The sequence below is a fragment of the Actinoplanes oryzae genome, from assembly GCF_030757795.1.
GTDB lineage: Bacteria > Actinomycetota > Actinomycetes > Mycobacteriales > Micromonosporaceae > Actinoplanes.
This window is the reverse complement of record NZ_JAUQWH010000197.1, coordinates 1-15334: the sequence shown is the minus strand read 5'-3', so window position 1 is coordinate 15334 and position 15334 is coordinate 1. Positions and strand designations below refer to the sequence as shown.

General features: G+C 72.1%; 20 protein-coding genes. 8 read left to right on the top strand and 12 right to left on the bottom strand.

Features of this window, described 5'->3' with window-relative positions; all coding sequences use genetic code 11:
• Positions 1–184: hypothetical protein (locus RBH18_RS38255; RefSeq protein WP_306215394.1), on the top strand; the 184-nt coding region annotated here is incomplete at its 5' end.
• On the opposite strand, the gene RBH18_RS38250 is transcribed toward RBH18_RS38255, so the two are convergent.
• Positions 166–798, bottom strand: coding sequence for a TetR/AcrR family transcriptional regulator (locus RBH18_RS38250; RefSeq protein ID WP_306215393.1), 633 nt, complete (start codon positions 796–798; stop codon positions 166–168). The genes RBH18_RS38255 and RBH18_RS38250 overlap by 19 nt on opposite strands.
• A 97-nt stretch (positions 799–895) precedes the next feature.
• On the opposite strand from RBH18_RS38250, the gene RBH18_RS38245 reads away from it, so the two are divergent.
• Positions 896–1666, top strand: coding sequence for an SDR family NAD(P)-dependent oxidoreductase (locus RBH18_RS38245; protein ID WP_306215392.1), 771 nt, complete (start codon positions 896–898; stop codon positions 1664–1666).
• A 48-nt stretch (positions 1667–1714) separates the two neighbouring features.
• Here RBH18_RS38245 and RBH18_RS38240 read toward each other — a convergent pair whose 3' ends face one another.
• Both RBH18_RS38240 and RBH18_RS38235 read right to left on the bottom strand, forming a co-directional pair.
• Positions 1715–2584: an alpha/beta fold hydrolase gene (locus RBH18_RS38240; RefSeq protein WP_306215391.1), complete on the bottom strand. Its 870-nt coding sequence runs from the start codon at positions 2582–2584 to the stop codon at positions 1715–1717.
• 112 nt (positions 2585–2696) lie between these two features.
• Positions 2697–3545: an MBL fold metallo-hydrolase gene (locus RBH18_RS38235; RefSeq protein WP_306215390.1), complete on the bottom strand. Its 849-nt coding sequence runs from the start codon at positions 3543–3545 to the stop codon at positions 2697–2699.
• Positions 3546–3640: 95 nt separating this feature from the next.
• Here RBH18_RS38235 and RBH18_RS38230 point away from each other — a divergent pair, with 95 nt between their 5' ends.
• Entirely contained in the window at positions 3641–4198 is a 558-nt protein-coding gene (locus RBH18_RS38230) for a CGNR zinc finger domain-containing protein (protein ID WP_306215389.1), read from the top strand.
• Positions 4199–4393: 195 nt separating this feature from the next.
• On the opposite strand, the gene RBH18_RS38225 is transcribed toward RBH18_RS38230, so the two are convergent.
• The gene (locus RBH18_RS38225) at positions 4394–5104 is read right to left on the bottom strand and encodes a DJ-1/PfpI family protein (RefSeq protein WP_306215388.1); all 711 of its coding nucleotides are present in this window, start codon (positions 5102–5104) and stop codon (positions 4394–4396) included.
• A 108-nt stretch (positions 5105–5212) separates the two neighbouring features.
• On the opposite strand from RBH18_RS38225, the gene RBH18_RS38220 reads away from it, so the two are divergent.
• Entirely contained in the window at positions 5213–5836 is a 624-nt protein-coding gene (locus RBH18_RS38220; RefSeq protein ID WP_306215387.1) for a VOC family protein, read from the top strand.
• 43 nt (positions 5837–5879) lie between these two features.
• Entirely contained in the window at positions 5880–7121 is a 1242-nt protein-coding gene (locus RBH18_RS38215) for a ricin-type beta-trefoil lectin domain protein (protein WP_306215386.1), read from the top strand.
• 339 nt (positions 7122–7460) lie between these two features.
• Here RBH18_RS38215 and RBH18_RS38210 read toward each other — a convergent pair whose 3' ends face one another.
• From RBH18_RS38210 to RBH18_RS38190, 5 genes are all read right to left on the bottom strand, one after another.
• A complete protein-coding gene (locus RBH18_RS38210) occupies positions 7461–8009 on the bottom strand; it encodes a cupin domain-containing protein (RefSeq protein ID WP_306215385.1) in 549 nt (182 codons plus the stop codon).
• A 68-nt stretch (positions 8010–8077) separates the two neighbouring features.
• Positions 8078–9010 carry an alpha/beta fold hydrolase gene (locus RBH18_RS38205; RefSeq protein WP_306215384.1) on the bottom strand — a complete coding sequence of 311 codons (933 nt, stop codon included), beginning with the start codon at positions 9008–9010 and terminating at the stop codon, positions 8078–8080.
• A 2-nt stretch (positions 9011–9012) separates the two neighbouring features.
• Positions 9013–9318, bottom strand: coding sequence for a putative quinol monooxygenase (locus RBH18_RS38200; RefSeq protein WP_306215383.1), 306 nt, complete (start codon positions 9316–9318; stop codon positions 9013–9015).
• A complete protein-coding gene (locus RBH18_RS38195) occupies positions 9315–10085 on the bottom strand; it encodes a hypothetical protein (protein WP_306215382.1) in 771 nt (256 codons plus the stop codon). Before RBH18_RS38195 ends, RBH18_RS38200 begins: the two co-directional genes overlap by 4 nt.
• Before the next feature lie 80 nt (positions 10086–10165).
• A complete protein-coding gene (locus RBH18_RS38190) occupies positions 10166–10648 on the bottom strand; it encodes a MarR family winged helix-turn-helix transcriptional regulator (RefSeq protein ID WP_306215381.1) in 483 nt (160 codons plus the stop codon).
• Positions 10649–11054: 406 nt separating this feature from the next.
• Between RBH18_RS38190 and RBH18_RS38185 the strand changes: the two genes are divergently transcribed.
• The 3 genes from RBH18_RS38185 to RBH18_RS38175 all read left to right on the top strand — a co-directional run bounded on the left by RBH18_RS38185 (position 11055) and on the right by RBH18_RS38175 (position 12775).
• Positions 11055–11510: a DUF6069 family protein gene (locus RBH18_RS38185; protein WP_306215380.1), complete on the top strand. Its 456-nt coding sequence runs from the start codon at positions 11055–11057 to the stop codon at positions 11508–11510.
• 43 nt (positions 11511–11553) lie between these two features.
• Entirely contained in the window at positions 11554–11718 is a 165-nt protein-coding gene (locus RBH18_RS38180; protein ID WP_306215379.1) for a hypothetical protein, read from the top strand.
• Positions 11719–11947: 229 nt separating this feature from the next.
• Positions 11948–12775: a helix-turn-helix transcriptional regulator gene (locus tag RBH18_RS38175; protein WP_306215378.1), complete on the top strand. Its 828-nt coding sequence runs from the start codon at positions 11948–11950 to the stop codon at positions 12773–12775.
• A 43-nt stretch (positions 12776–12818) separates the two neighbouring features.
• On the opposite strand, the gene RBH18_RS38170 is transcribed toward RBH18_RS38175, so the two are convergent.
• The 3 genes from RBH18_RS38170 to RBH18_RS38160 form a co-directional block, all read right to left on the bottom strand.
• Positions 12819–13151, bottom strand: coding sequence for a hypothetical protein (locus tag RBH18_RS38170; RefSeq protein ID WP_306215377.1), 333 nt, complete (start codon positions 13149–13151; stop codon positions 12819–12821).
• Between the two features lie 7 nt (positions 13152–13158).
• On the bottom strand, positions 13159–13809 hold the full coding sequence (locus tag RBH18_RS38165) for a redoxin domain-containing protein (RefSeq protein ID WP_306215376.1): 651 nt from the start codon (positions 13807–13809) through the stop codon (positions 13159–13161).
• A 220-nt stretch (positions 13810–14029) separates the two neighbouring features.
• Positions 14030–15334: glycoside hydrolase family 38 C-terminal domain-containing protein (locus tag RBH18_RS38160; RefSeq protein ID WP_306215375.1), on the bottom strand; the 1305-nt coding region annotated here is incomplete at its 5' end.

The window sequence follows — 15334 nt, the reverse complement described above, 5'->3', positions numbered from 1 at the left end:
CCTGGCCGAGCACCTCGACGGCTCCGGCTTCGACACCGCCGCCGAACGGCTGTGGGAGCTGGCACCCCACCCCGTCGACCGCATGGTGATCAAGGGCGCCCGCCACTACGAGATGTACGACGTCCCCGAGTACGTGGACCCCGCCGTCGAACGGCTCGCCACCTTCTACGACGACTTCCTCTGATCCACGAGGACGGGCGGCCAGCTCTGCAGGACGGCGTCGGTGATCAGCTGGAGCTCCTCGCGTGAGGCGCCGCCGGCAGCCTGCACCGCGACACCGTTGCCGATCGTCATGACGTACCTCGCCAGCAGCGCCGGATCGGTCCCCGCCGGCAGGTCGCCCTCCTCGACGGCCCGCTGGAAGCGCTTGCGCAGCATGGCGCCGGTCTCGTCGCGCCAGGCAGCCAGCAGCTCCCGGACGCCCCGGCCGTCCTCGCCCCCGATGAGCGAGGCCCGCAGGCTGAGGCACCCGGTCGGGTAGCCCGGCAGGGTGGCGCTGCGGACCGCGCCGTGCAGGAAGACCGTGGCCACCCCGCGGGCGGTCGGCTCGGTCACCGCCTCGGCACCGTACGACGCCGGGCCCTCGGCGTAGCGCGCCAGCGCCTTGCGGAACAGCTCCTCCTTGTTGCCGAACGCCGCGTACATGCTCGTGCGGCTGATGCCCATGGCGCCGAGCAGGTCGGGCAGGCTCGCGCCCTCGTAGCCGTGCTGCCAGAAGACCCGCATCGCCTTCTCGAGCGCCTCGTCGGCATCGAAGCCCCGGGGCCGGCCTACGGGTGCGCTCTTGCGGGTGTCCATGTGATCGAGCTTACCAATTCCGGACCGATCGATCCGGAAGTGCTACGGTAATTCTGAACCGATCGGTTGGTACAGAACTCTGTGGAGGTGGAGAGTCATGCAGGAGCTGACCGGCAAGACGGCCCTGATCACCGGTGCCACCAGCGGCATCGGCCGGGCGACGGCGATCGCCCTGGCCGCGCGGGGCGCGAGCGTGGTGATCTCCGGCCGCGACCCCGGGCGCGGGGCCGAGGCGGTCCGGGAGATCCAGGCCGACGGGGGCACGGCCCGCTTCGTCGGCGCCGACCTGACCAGCGAGGACGACGTACGCCGGCTGGCCCGGGAGGCCGGCGAGGTGGACATCCTGGTGAACAGCGCCGGGGCGGGCGCCTTCGGCCCCAGCGCCGGCTTCACCACCGAGCAGTACAACACGCTGTTCGACAGCAACGTGCGCGCGATCTTCCTGCTGACCGCCGCCCTGGCCCCGGCGATGGCCGGGCGCGGCGGCGGCAGCGTGATCAACGTCAGCAGCGGATCGTCCGTGCTCGGCGACGACAACAACGCGATCTACGCCGCCACCAAGGGCGCGGTGAACGCCATCACCCGGGCCTTCGCCGCCGAGTACGGCCCGGTCGGCGTCCGGGTCAACGCGGTCTCGCCCGGCCCGGTATACACCAGCGCCCCCTCGGTGTGGCTCGACCGGTACATCGATCTCATCCCGCTGCGCCGCGTCGGCCGGCCGGAGGACGTCGCCGAGGTGATCGCCTTCCTCGCGAGCCCCGGCGGCTCGTACGTCAATGCGGCCGTCATCCCCGTGGACGGCGGCCTCACCGCGGTCGAGCCCCCGAAGCCGCCGGTGCAGACGACCGGCTGGATCCAGAACGCCTGACCCCGGCGGCCGGCCCGCGCGGGCACTCCGCCCGGGCCGGCCCGCGGATCACAGCACAGCCACCAGCTCGTCGAGCATGCGGCCGAAGGCCCCGACCGTCACCGACAGGTGCCCCTCCCCCGGTTCCAGGTGGGCGGTCACGCCTGGCACGTGCGCGGCGAGCCACCTGCCGTGGGCGTACGGCACCATCAGGTCCTCGCTGCCCTGCCAGAGGAAGGCCGGCACCGTGATCTCGGCCAGGTCGAAGCCCCAGTCCCTGGTGAAGGCGAGGTCGTCGTCGAGCCAGCCGTCGACGCCCGCGCGCAGTGCCTCCGCGAAGTTGCCCGCCAGGTCCGCACCGAACTCGTCGGTCAGCACGGCCCGGTCCACCTCCGGCAGCAGGCTCGACATCCCCGCGATCAGGCCGGCCGCGTCGGCGCCGCGCATCCCCTCGGCCTCCTTCTCCAGGTACGGCCGCAGCTCCTGTTCCCCCCGCACGGCCGCCCCGAACTCCGTGACGTTGTCCTCGCCCATGCCCGCGAGAAAGTCCAGCCCACCGGCCTCGTACGGCGCCACCCCGGCGATCACCAGCGCCCCCGCCACCCGCTCCGGCAGCCGCGCGGCCGTCGCGAGGGCGTGCGGGCCACCACCGGACCAGCCCGCGACCAGGCACCGCGGGGCGCCGAGATGGTCGAGCACGTCCCGCACGTCCGCGACCACGTCCACCACCGCCCGCCCCGGAGCCCGGGTGGAGGCGCCGTAACCGGCCCGGGAGAACGTCACGAGCCGCAGCCCCCGTTCGTGGGCGGCCCGTTCCATGTACCGGAACGGCAGCGCCGCCCCCGGCGTGCCGTGATGGAAGACCAGCGGCACACCATCGGCCGGCCCGCTCACCACCACATCGAGCTGCCGCCCGCCTCGGACCGAGATCATCGTCATGCCTGAAACTCCTGGTCACCCTGCGGTGCCCCCCACCGGGCGACCGCGATCATGGAGACCATCCTGGTCCCGCAGCACCCCGAGGCCAACCGCCGAGCAGTGCAGACGCGGCTCAGTTGTCGAACAGCCGGCGCGCGCTCAGCCAGACCGCCCAGGGGTTGACCCGGCCGGGGCACCGCTTCGTGAGCTCGTGGAAGAAGCTCGTCGCATCCGTGGCCCGCTCCAGCACCTCCGCGGCCGCGTCGAGGTAGCGCCGCGTCTCGTCGATGTCGGAGGGCAGGTCCGGGCGCCGGGTGTCCTTGTGCGATGCCACCACGGCCCGCGGACGCAGGGCCGCCACGGCGTCGAGCGCCCGGTGCCAGGCGTCCAGCCCGCCGTCGCGGCCCTCGCCGACGAACTGGTGCACGTTGTTGTAGACGACGTCGCCGGCCACGACGAGGCCGAGATCCGGGACGTGCAGGACGCTCGTGTCGTCCGTGTCGGAGTGGCCGACCTCGTGCGCGTACAGCTCGTGCCCGTCGAGCGTCAGCCCGGCGGCCGGGAACACCGTGCCGTGCACGGTCACCGGCGCCTCGGGCAGGGCGTCGCCGAAGAAGGCGACGTACCGGTCCGAGATCGCGCCGCCGGGCGTCTCCCGGGCGATACGCGCGAGCACCGCCTCGCTCGCCACGACGGTCACGTCCGGGAACCGGCGGAGCAGGTAGTTCGTGGTCAGGAAGTGATCGGCGTGGGCGTGGGTCAGATAGATGTAGCGCAACGCGACGTCGTGGCCGGCGATCCAGTCGATGAGCGTGTCGGCCTGCGCGCGGGTGATCGGCGGGTCGGTGAGCAGGGCTTCGGTCGGCCCGTGGATCAAGGTGTGGGACAGCGACGACCACCTCGACGGCCCGCCGTCCGGCGCGGGTGGCCCGGCGACCGGCGCCATGTCCGAGACGAAGACTTCGTACTGCACGTTGTTCATGACCGAAGCATAAGGCGTTTTGACTCTGTCATGTCCATGGCCGGCGGGGATGAGCTAGCTCACTGGACCCCATGCCGGTGGGATACGCTTCTGTCATGTCCGACAACACGCGGTACCGGGTGGCCGTCGCGCCCGGCGATCTGCGAGTCGTCCAGGAGTTGCTGAACACCGCGGCGAAGAACGGCGGACGCACGCCGGACCTGCTCGACGCGCCCGCGCCGGCGGCTCAGTGGCTCAGCGCGTACGGGATCGCGGGCGACAGCCCCGGAGTCAGCGCCCTGCGCACCCTGCGCGACACGCTGCGCCGATCGCTCCTCGAGCGCGACCATGGGGTCGGCGACACCGGCCCCGCTGCGCAGGACGTCCCGGCCGCCGCGCCCCTGCTTCTCGCTCCCGACGGCACCGTCCGGCTCGACGACCGGCCGGACGGCATCGCCGCCCTCGCGGGCCGGGTGCTCCTGGCCGTCCGCGACGCCCAGCTCACCGGAGCGTGGCGCCGCATCAAGCTGTGCCGCAACCCCGACTGCCGGGTGGCCTTCTGGGACAGCTCCCGCAACACCAGCGGCGCCTGGCACGACGTCCGCACCTGCGGCAACGTCGCCAACCTGCGCAACTCCCGGGCCCGCCGCGCCCAGCCCGCTCCCGGCAGGTGACCGCTCCGCCGCACCCTCCGGCCGTTCGCGGGCCGGCCCCCGGCAACACCGCCGAGGCGCACCCGCGGGCACGGCAGGGGCGGGCTGGCCGTCCGGTCTTGCACGAACTTGGACCTCCGCGTCACGCCCCCGGGACATTCGCGACAGCCGGCCGGCGAAGGCAGCGGAGTGCGCGGGACGTGAACCCGGGTGTGCTCAGCGTGTCCAGACCGTGCCGCGGGCCTGGTACTCCAGCGCGTTCTCGGTCCGGACGGCAAGGTCGGCGCCGAGCTCCCGGCGGACCAGGTGCAGGGCGAGCTCGAGACCGGAGGTGACACCGGCCGCGGTGACCAGGTCGCCGTCGTCGACGACCCGCGCATCCTTCACGATGCCGCCCCGGCCGGCCAGCTCCTGCTTGGCATTGGTGTGCGTGGTGCACGGCCGGCCGTTGGTGAGGCCGGCCGCGGCGAGCAGCATCGCCCCGGTGCACAGCGAGGTGACGACCAGGCCGTCGCGAGGAGCGGCGGCCAGGCGGCGAGGCAGCACGTCGCTCTTGATCTCGGCCCATACCCCGGGACCGTCCGGACGAGCGAAACCACCACCGGGTACGACCAGCAGGTCCGCGACGGCCGGTGACCAGCCGTGGGCAACGCTGACGACGGTGCCGAACGAGGCGGTGACCGGCCGGGGCTCTCCGGCGGTGACGTACCGGACCTGGATCGCGCCCCCGCTCATCCGGCCCGCGAAGGAGAACACCTCGTACGGGCCGATGAAGTCCTGCTCCTCGACACCGTCGAACATCACGATCTGCACCCGCAACGGATGCTGCGCGGACCACGCCGGAGGTGCGGCGACGGCCGCGGAGGGCGCCACGACGGTGGCGGCGGCGAGACCGGCGGTGCTGCCCAGCAGAGCTCTACGGCGCATGGCATCTCCCCTTGTATCGACATCTGTGGAACTTGGTCGCTGCCGGAGCGCGCGAAGTTCCCCGGCAGATTGATGAACCGAAGCCGGCTCGCTCACGTCGTATTCATCGTGATCAGCTGGATCAGCGGCACGATTTTCGCGCCGTCGAAGGACACCGAACGCTTCTGGCTGCACGTGACGAGATCCGCCGAGCCGATCCTGAGAGTGCTTCCGCCGTACGCGGATCCCTCGCCGGCCCGGCTCGACCTGCACGTCCGCGATGCGGCAGCCGGGACCCGGCGAATGCTCGAGCTGGGCGCCACGGTGACGGGAGAAGCCGGCGGGGTGGTGCTGCTGCGTTCCCCCGCGGGCGTGTCGTTCGGCCTGACCTCCTGGCACGGCGATCCGGCCCGGCCGGTGGAGGCCGGCGTCTACCGCATGTGCCTGGACCTGCCGGCCGACCGGTACGACGAGGACGGACGCTTCTGGAGCACAGCCCTCCGGCGGGAAAAGCCGGTGCCACTGGGCGTGTCGCTGCTGAGGGTGAACCGGCCCGAAGCCGGGATGCACCTCCGGCAGTGCCACCCCGACCGGGCCGCCGAGGTGCGGCGGCACGTCGCCCTGGGTGCGACGGTCATCGGCGTCGACGACGACGCGACGACGCTCCACGACCCGTCCGGCCAGGAATACCGCGTCGCGGACCGGCGGAAGGACGGTCGGAGTCCCTCCCGGAACGAGACAGAACCACAGTGAGCTGACCACATACCCTCATCCGCCCCACCGGCTGGAGGCTCGAATGCCCGGTACGCAAGCGTTGCTGGCCACCGCTTTGACGGTGACCTCGTTCGTTCCGGCCTCGCCCGCGCAGCCCGCGGCCGTCGCGGCCGCCGGGGCGAGCTATGTGGCGATGGGAAGCTCGTTCGCCGCCGGGCCGGGCATCCCGCCGGCGCAGCCGGGCACCGGCGCCGCCGCGTGTTCGCGGTCGGCCGCCAACTACCCCAGCGTCGTGGCCCGGGATCTCGGCGCCGATCTCACCGACGTCTCGTGCAGCGGCGCGACCACCGCGAACGTCCTGAGCGGCGGACAAGCGGGCCTGCCCCCTCAGGTCAGCGCCGTGACGAGCACGACCCGGTGGGTCACGGTCACCATCGGCGGCAACGACGTCAACTATCTCGGCAGCCTGGGCGCGTACACCTGCCAGAACGACGGCGGGACCGGGTGCGCGAGCGTCGACCGGGCGGCGATCGACCGGACCTTCCCCTCGCTGGCCGGCCGCATCGAGAGCGTCGTGAACGCCGTGCGCAGTGCCGCCCCCGACGCCCGGGTCCAGCTGGTCAACTACTTCACGATCCTGCCCGCGTCGGGCTCCTGCGCCGGGGTGCCACTCACCGCCGACCAGCTGGATTACGAGCGCAGCATCGCCACCCGCCTCGCGTCGGCCACCGCCGCCGCCGCTTCCGCCACCGGGGCAACCTTGGTCGACGTCGCCGCCGCCGGCCGCGGCCACGACGCCTGCTCCGCCGACCCGTGGGTGGAGAACGGACACCCGCCCGCGGGGCGGTCTCAGTACCACCCCAACGAGGCCGGCATGCGGGCGGCGGCCGCCCTGGTGGAGGCCGCCCTCACCGCGAGCGGGCAGATCCGGGCCACCGCCTTCCGGTCCGGCATCGCCGGCAAATGCCTGGACGTGGCCGGCTCCGCCACCGCCGACGGCACCCCGGTCCAGCTGTGGACCTGCAACGGATCGAACGCCCAGAGGTGGGCGTACACACCGGACGCCGGCGGGTCGCTGCGGGCCCTGGGCAAGTGCCTGGACGTGAGCAACGGTGGCACAGCCAACCGCACCAAGGTCCAGCTGTGGACGTGCAACGGCTCCGGGGCGCAGCGCTGGACGACCGGCGCGAACTCCGCGCTGGTGAACCCCCAGTCCGGGCGTTGCCTCGACGATCCGGGAGCCTCCACCACCGACGGCACCCGGCTGCAGATCTACGACTGCAACGGCGCAGCGGCGCAGCGGTGGACGCCCACGACGGCTTGACACGCCGCCGGCCGTTCACGATGGGTGCTTCGCCGCGCAACGAGCAGACCCAAGGCGCCGTGCTGCCGGTCGACGGCGGCATGCTGGTCACCTCGCCCACCGCGCCACCGCCGGCCGAACTGCCGCGCCCGTGAGGCGGCCCGTCACCGGCGCGGCGGAGCGAGTCCGGCATCGATCATGCTTTCGGCCGTGTCGGCGACGGTTTCCGCGTACGGCCGGGTCTGCCAGGCCAGATCGCGCAGTGAAGGACCCGCTCGCCGAGGCGTTCGTGGAGGAGGGGCTCAAGCTGGTCACCGACACCGTGATCGCCTGCCGGTTCGATCACCTCCGCGCACCGCGTCAAGCGGCACCCGGGCCGGCCGGGCGCCCGGGGTCGAGCGGGCTGAGCTGCGAGATCCCGTACCGCCGGCGCAGCTCCGCGGTTGTCGCCGGGGCGGGCTTCCCGCCGGCCGCCACCATCAGATCGGCGAGGTCCTGGAAGTACTTCTCGTGCCCGACGGGCAAGGTCGACTGGAAGAGCAGCGTGGTGTCACCGTCGCCGGGGTTCGCGAAAGCGTACGGTGTCGCGGGCGGCACGGAGACGAACGTCCCCGGACCACCGCGCAGGAAACGCCGGTCGTCGGCGGACCGCCACCGGCGCCAGTCAGGGTCCGAGGTGTCGACCGGCTGGAAGGCGAACACGTCGAGTGTTCCCGAGCGGACGTACAACGTGATGACCGCGTCGGCGATCCGGTGCGCGCCGATGTCGAAACCCGGGGGGACGACCAGCTCGAAGCTGGAGGCGAACACCCCGTCGTCGGAGGTGGCCTTCGCGACCACGTGCATGCCACCGGTGCCGATCCGGGCGCCGGCGCCCGCTTCGAGCACGACGGCGCTCTGTTCGGACATGTCATGATCCCTTCCGCCCCGAAGCTGGACCGGGATCCAGCTTCAGGGCGTTTCGCGCTCGAGTTCGGTCAGCGGAGGAAGTCGTTCAGGGCCGCCAGCAGCGCCCCGGGTGCTTCTTCCGGCACGTAGTGTCCGCAGTCGTCGATCACGACGCTGGTCACGTCGTCGGCGACGGTGCGCATCTCGTTGCCGGTGAGCTCACCGCACGACCGCCCGCCGGCGACGGTCAGCACCGGGATTCTCAGCCGGTGGCGGATGCGCTGCTGGTTCTGCACGATGGTGTCGTCCATGGCCCGGTAGTAGTCGAAGCTCGCCCGCAGAGCCTCCGGATCACGCAGAGACTCGACGTAGTAGCCGACCACCTCCGGGGGGATCGCATCGGGCGTGGCGGCCTTGGTCGCGAACTGATGCCCGATGTAGACCTCCTCCCGTCCCCGGACCATCGCCTCGTTGATCGAGCGGGTCCGGTTGAAGTTGAAGTGCCAGAGGAAGTCGCTGAGTTGCCGGTCCCCCAGCAGCGGGGGCGACGGCGACACACCGGGGATGATCGCGTCGACCACGGCGAGCCGGCGGACGGCACCCGGGTGGTCGGATGCGACGGCGTACCCGGTCCACATCCCGATGTCGTGCCCGGCCATGTCGAAGCTCGGGTGCCCCAGGGCCGTCATCAGGCCCACCATGTCGGCGGCCTGGCTGGCCGCGTCGTAACCCGCGGCGGGCTTGTCCGACAGGCCGGTGCCACGCGGATCGACCGCCACGACGGTGTGGCGGCGGGCGAGGTCGGGCATCAGCAGCCGCCAGGCGTACCAGCTCTCCGGCCAGCCGCCGAGCAGCAGCAGGGCCGGTCCCTGCCCGCCGACCACCGCGTGCAACCGCACGCCGTCGACGACGACGAAGCGACTCCGGAAGACGGCGCCGAAGCCGTCCGGCAGGGCCGGGGCGCCGTCGACGGCGCCCCGGCCCGTAGGAAGGTTCGCGGTCTGGACCGCAGGAGTGGACATCGTCAGCTCATCTGGCCGCGCTGGACGACGACGCTGTTGAGGATGTTCGGCGGTCCGGCGAAGACCTTGCCGACCAGCCCAGCGACGGCGTCCTTCCCGGACGCGCCGTCCTTGTGGACCTCGAGCGCCTCCTGGTCGGTGAAGGTGTCGAAGATCCCGTACGTCTCCTCGTCGATCTTCACGGCGAAGAAGCTCGTGGTGCCCGGCTCGGCGTCCAGCACCGTGCGGGAAAAGGCGAAGAACTTCTCCGCCTCTTCCTGCTGACCGGGCAGAACCTTGAGAGTGGCCCAGATGGCGAGCTCGCTCATGCACTCGTTCCCTTCTCGTTTCCGACGACGGCGACGACGTCGAAGTAGTGCGGACGGAATCCGGCGACGCCGGTCCAGTACTCCTCGCCCCCGGTGAAGCCCGGTCGCGAGATCAGCGCCTTGAAGTCGGCGAACCCGGTCCACAGGCCGAGGTTGATCACCCGGCGGCCGTCGAGGCTGCGGTGGAAGTTGATGGCCGTCAGGCCCGGCGTGCCCATCGAGGTCGGACCGTGCCGGCCGGCCAGGTCGAGCAGCTCTCTTTGCGTGTCCGGGGTGACGGTGAAGACGCCGAAGTGCGCGTGCGGCGTGGCCGCGCGGGACACCTCGCTCACCGTCCCGGGCTCGGTGAAGTCGACCTCGTAGGTGCGAGCGTCGACCCGGGTCGCGTCGGCCAGAGCCGGGGCGAGCGACCATGCCGCCGGCAGGTCGGCGGGCACGTCGCCGCCCCGCTTCCACTGGCTGTAGAGCACGAGCTCGCCGTCATGCCCGGCGAGCAGGGCCGCCGCGACGAAGTCCTCGCGTGCCGCCAGCGTCTCCTCGAGAAAGGAGGCGGCGTTCGCGATAGCCGCGGTGTGGGCCTCGCCGGCGCCCTCGAGGTCGCCCGGCTCACGCGTGCGGGTCGACATGTCGTCGGTCTCGGCGGTGGCCGGCGACTGCGAGCCGTCGAGGCTGAACCGCTCGATCGCGGTCACGACATCGCGGGCCGCGCCGACGCGCAGGACGCCGTCGAGGTCGGGTGGTTTCGTCTGTGCCGTCTCGGTTGTCATGCGAATGACGCTAACATTATGTGCGTGCGCGCGCAAACATTTTTCCGGCGCTGGCGGCCGCTGCCGCCGCTTTCTCGAAATCAGGCCTGGTCGGAGGCGATCGCGACGAGTGCGGCGATGACCGCCTCGCGGCTCTCCGGGGCGACGCGCGAGATCACGACGTCATGGGCCAGGCTCACGTGGTGGGGCGTGGCTGCCTCGATGCGCGCCACGCCCTCGCCGGTCAGGACGGCGAGCGCCGAGCGCCCGTCGTGCGCGTCCCGCTCACGCCGGCACCAGCCCTTGGCCGCGAAGGCATCGACCACCCGGCTGACCCGGCTGTGCGACAGCCCCGTCATGCCGGCCAGGTCGCTGATGCGCGCCGTGGCATCAGGCGACATGCGCAGCGCGTCCAGGACGGAGAACTCGCTCATGGTCACGCCCGCGGACCGCAGCATCGCGTCGTCGAGCAGCCGGGGCAGCCGCTGCACGACCCGCCCGAGCGACGTCCACAGCAGGAGCTCGCTCGGGTCCAGCGCCGCCGGGGGCGCCGCTCCCGTCTCCGGCTCTCCGGGGGTTCCCACAGTCTTCACCCTCACCAACGCCGTCCTCCGGTTACCGAGCCCCAGCCTATGCCCCGGACGACGAGCGGCCCGCGGCGGTCAGCGCCCGGCCACGAGCAGCAGCCGGAGCGGCGTGCCTCAAGCCCGGAACCATCCCGCCGACACGATCTGGCGGCCGCGGTCCCGCCTGTCAGTGGCACAGGCAGATCAGGTTGCGCAGCTGAGTCAGCGCGGATGCGGAGAGCTCGAGCAGGCCGAGGCCGGCCAGGTGTGGTCTGCCCGTCGTCCACTCCGGTCGCCGGGCCGTCAATCACTGGTACCCCGGTACCACCGCCACCGGCAGATGTCGCCTCCGGTACCACCTCGGTGCGGGCGTTGCTTCCTAGCCTGAGTCTCACCGGAAGATCTCGACGACTCGGAGGACGCCATGACCGCCACCATCCCCACCTCGAAGACGCAGGACGACGCCGTACGCAACAGGTCATGGCCGCGCACCGCGGCCGCGGCCGGACTCGGCGCCGCCGGGGCGATCATCATCAACAGCGTGATCGCCTGGACCGCTCGCGGCCTGTTCGACGTGCCGAGCGCGTTCGAGCCCCTGAGCGCGCAGGCTTACCTCCCGGCGTCCGTGATCGGCGCCCTGGCCGGGGCGATCGGATGGCACATGATCGCCGGTCGCGTGCGCCGCGGATCCCGGCTGCCGATGGCCCTGGTGCCCGTGGTTCTCGCCCTGTCATTGATCCCGGACGTCCTGCTGCTGGCCGACCGATCGCAGCAACCAGGCACCACCACCGCCGGAGTCCTCATGCTCATGCTGATGCACCTCGGCGTCGCAGCGGCCTCGGTGCCCGCCTACCGCAGGCTCATCCAGGCCCGGCCCTGATCCCCCGGCTTCCCCGCCCCGCCGGGGCACGGAAAGGAAAACAGTGACGCGCCCGACGTCAGACGAGGACATCCTGGAAGGACACCTGAAGCAGGCGTACGACCCCGCGGCGCAACGCCCGGAACCCGCCGACAGCGAGCCGACCGGCCTGCCCAGCTCGTTCGACGCCGTCCGCTGGTTCCCCTTGCCCGCGGCCTGCCTGCGCTGAGCTCAGGGCCCACCGCGTGCCCGAGGAACGAACTTCGTCAACAGCCGGCGCGCGATTCCGCACGAACGAACCTCCCCGAGAAGGCCACGACCGTGCCTCGTCCCGGCTGATTCCGGCCGCCGGCTGACCAAGCGGCATCGGACCGGCGGCGATCCGGTCCGGCTCAGAACGGCTTCCTGGACCCGGCATGCCCAGGCACAGCACCGGGATCACGCCTATCGTGGGGTGGATGAACGGCAACAACCTCGGCGAGTTCCTGCGCGCGCACCGATCCCGGCTGCGTCCCGACGACGTGGGCCTGCCCTCCTACGGCCCGCGGCGGGTGACCGGGCTGCGGCGCGAGGAGGTCGCCGTGCTGGCCGGCATGAACAGCGACTACTACGCCCGGCTGGAGCAGGGACGCGAGCGGACCCCGTCCGCGCAGATCCTCGACGCGATCAGCGCGGCCCTGCGCCTGGACGAGCAGGCCCGCGAGCACCTGTTCCGGCTGGCCGGCACCGCACCGGGACCACGTCCGGCGCCGCCGGAGAAGGTCAGCCGGCCGCTGCGGTACCTGCTCGACGCGCACACCAGCGCGCCGGCGTTCATCCTGAACCCGGCCAAGGACCTGATCGCGGTCAATGCTCTGGCGGAGGCGATGTTCTCCCCGTTCGCGGACGCCGGCAACCTGGCTCGCATGACCTTCCTCGACCCGGCGGCGCGCGGGTTCTTCGTCGGCTGGGAGAGCTTCGCCACCTCGATCGTGGCGGGTCTGCGCCACTCCGCCGGCCTGAACCCGGACTATCCCCGTCTGCACGAGCTGATCGCCACTCTGAGCGCCGAGAGCGACACGTTCGCCGCGCTCTGGGAGTCGCACACGGTCTACGGCAAGCGCCAGGACCCCGTCGACTTCGAGCATCCGGAGGTGGGCCGGCTCTCCCTCGTCTCGCAGTCGTTCGACGTTCGCGCCGCCCCGGGTCAGATGCTCGTCGTCTACGAGCCCGAGCCCGGCAGCCCCAGCGCCCAGGCCCTCCGGCTGCTCGGTACCGTGCACGCGACCGAGCACCAGCGACGCTGAGCGCCGCGTGGCCGCGGGAACTCCACCGCCCGGCGGCCGCTTCTCAGCCGAAGGTGAACGAGTACGCGCTCAGCCCCGGCGACAGTGACACCTTGACGGTGCCGACGGCGAGATCCGGCCCGTGGATCACGGTGTAGATGTTCGGGGCGCCGCTCACCGCGTACTTCTTGGTTGTGCCGCCGGCCGTCACGGTGATCGATCCGGTGCCGGAGAGGTCCAGGTAGGCGTCGTGGGCCGTGTAGTTGAGGGTGATGACCGCGTCCCGTTGCGCGGTGATGGACCCCTCGGTGACGTTCCACGTGCCGGAGAGGCCGTACGCGTACCACTCGTCGGCCAGGTCCGCGGGTGTGGTGAAGGTGGCGGTGCCGGGGATCATGGGGGTGTCACCGGTGTAGTACTGCGCGCGCCGCGCCGAGGTAGGTCTCCGGCGACTGCAGCGACGACGTCGGGGTGCGGTCGGGCACGTCCGTGGCGACGGGGAGCACCGCGTCGGGGTCGGCGCTGGTCAGCAGTTGCCGGATGAGCTCCTCGGTCTCCGGGTAGAGCCCCTCGCCGGTCCCGGCGTAGCGGATCCGGCCGGTGGCGTCGATGAGATAGTCGGCCGGCCACGACTGGTTGTGGAACGCGTCCCAGGTGGCGAAGTTGTTGTCGATCGCGATCGGGTAGCTGGTGCCCAGCCGCTCGGCACCGGCGGCGATGTTCGCGGGGACGTGCTCGAACGCGTACTCCGGGGTGTGCACGCCGATCACGTCGAGGCCGCTGTCCTTGTACGCCCGGGCCCACGCGTCCACGTGCGGGATCGCGCGCTGACAGTTGATGCACGAGTACGCCCAGAAGTCGACGAGCAGCACCTTGCCGCTCAGGTCGGCCGCCGTGACGGGGGCGTTCCTGGGGGTGTTGAGCCAGCCGTCGAGGCCGGTGAGTTGCGGGGCCGGGCCGCAGTCCGCCAGCGCCGGAGCCGCCTCGCCGACCATGTCCTGGCAGGCGGTCAGCGCCTCCGACGCACCCCCGCTGCCGGTGAGGGCCCGGCGCACGGCACATAGACCGCCCCCAGGGCGAGCCCCAGCAGGAAACCGCCGCGGTCCCGCCCCGGCGCACGCGGCGCCGAGGCGGGCGAACGGGCGCTCCAGCCATGCCTCGAAGCGCGGTGCGAGGGCGCAGCCATGCCGGGTACGACGGATGCCGCAGGCCCGGCGTTCAGGGACAGGCCCGTCCCGGCGCCCCCGCCGCGGGGACGCCGGGACACGGCGGGGACTATCGGACGGGACTGATCCGCACGGTGACGATCTCGAAGGGGCGCAGCTCGAGTTCGATGCTGTCCCGCGAGTTCCAGGGCTGCCGGTCGAGGTCACGTTCGAGAAGGTCGGTCGTCCGGGCCGCGGTGTGTTCGAAGTTCGGCCGGACGGTCGTACGGGTACGGGCGCCGGCCGCCTCGTACAGGCGCACGATCAGGTCGCCCGAGCGGTCCTCGGCCAGCTTGACCGCTTCCACGAAGACCGACGGCGCCGAGACGGTCACGACGGGCTCGACGCTGTGCGCGGCGTCCTGCAGCGTACGGGCGGGCAGGTTCACGCGGTAGCCGGCCGCGGCCGCCTCGATGACCCCACCGGCGAAGCCGAGGGCGGTGCGCAGCACGTGCAGACCCTGGTCGGCCTCCGGGTCCGGGTACTTCGGACCGCGCAGCAGCGACTCGCGGACCAGCGTCGTGGTTCCGCCGTCGGCGCGTACGGTCCGGGTGATGTCGTGGCCGTAGGTCGAGCCGTTGGCGACCACGGCGCCGAAGCCGCTCTCGGCCACGTGCACCCAGCGGTGCGCCACCGTCTCGAACCGGGCGTGGTCCCAGGAGGTGTTGACGTACGTGGGGCGCAGGACGTGGCCGAACTGGATCTCCGAGGCCGCCTGGTCCGCCCGCAGGTCGAGCGGGAAGGCGAGCTTGAGCAGCTTCTCCTGCTCGTGCCAGTCGACGGTCGTCTCGATCTGCAGCTCGCTGTCGTTCCCGCCCAGCCAGTAGCGCTGCACGATCGACGACTTGCCGTACGTGTGCGTGACCACCAGGGAACGGTCGACGATCTCGACGGCGTCCGGGGTCCGCAGCTCGGTCACCGAGCGCAGGTAGGAGCGGTCGATGTCCCAGGCCTCGAACATGTTCGGGATGTCGCGGAAGATCTGCAGCACCGAGGCCGCCTCACCCGGCGCGATCAGGTCGCGGCCGGTCGGCCTGTCGACGAACGAGACCAGCGCGCCGTACGCGTCGAAGCGCGCGAGAACACGGTCGTTGCGCAGCTCGTAGCCGGAGCCGGAGCGGCCGGGCGGGACGGCCGGATCCGCCACGTCGGGCCCGGCGGCCAGAGCCGTGACGGAGCCCGTGGCCACCGGGGCGGCGTTGAAGGCGATGCTCTGCGTGCCGCGCCCGGCCAGGGCCCGCTGCGCGGCGCCGATGAACTCCTCGAGCCGGCCCGCGATCCGCCGGTAGTGCTCCTCGGCCTCGTCGTGCACCCAGGCGATGGCCGAGCCCGGGAGGATGTCGTGGAACTGCTGGAGCAGGACCGTCTGCCAGAT